The organism is Pseudomonas sp. 01L34 (assembly GCF_056400265.1).
This window is the reverse complement of sequence record NZ_JBFTSX010000048.1, coordinates 1-476: the sequence shown is the minus strand read 5'-3', so window position 1 is coordinate 476 and position 476 is coordinate 1. Positions and strand designations below refer to the sequence as shown.

At 63.2% G+C, this 476-nt stretch carries 1 protein-coding gene; it reads right to left on the bottom strand.

Annotated elements, in window-relative coordinates; translation table 11 throughout:
* Positions 1–476 (bottom strand): VCBS domain-containing protein (locus AC1DQM_RS29920; RefSeq protein WP_477747274.1); only part of this gene is annotated, 476 nt, incomplete at both ends.

Genomic DNA, 476 nt, shown 5'->3' with positions numbered 1-476 from the left:
CTGTCCACCGCGATCGAGCCGTAGGTGCCAGTATTGGACCCGGCAATGCTCCAGGTGGCGGTGGCCGCGTGATCGATGTCGGTCGAGCTGAACTGGCCACTGACACTGAGGGTGGTGTCTTCCTTCACGGTGCCGGCATCGTTGCCGCTGGCGAAACTGAGCACCGGCGCGTCGTTGCTGCCGGTGACGGTGACAGTCACCAGATGGGTGGCGACGCCACCGAGGCCATCGCTGACCTGCACGCTGAACACTTCGTTGTGACTCTCGCCAACCTTCAGTGATTGCACCGCACTGGCAACACCATCGGTGCCGTTGGCCAGGGTGTAGGTCCACTTACCGCTGCTGTCCACCGCGATCGAGCCGTAGGTGCCAGTATTGGACCCGGCAATGCTCCAGGTGGCGGTGGCCGCGTGATCGATGTCGGTCGAGCTGAACTGGCCACTGACACTGAGGGTGGTGTCTTCCTTCACGGTGCC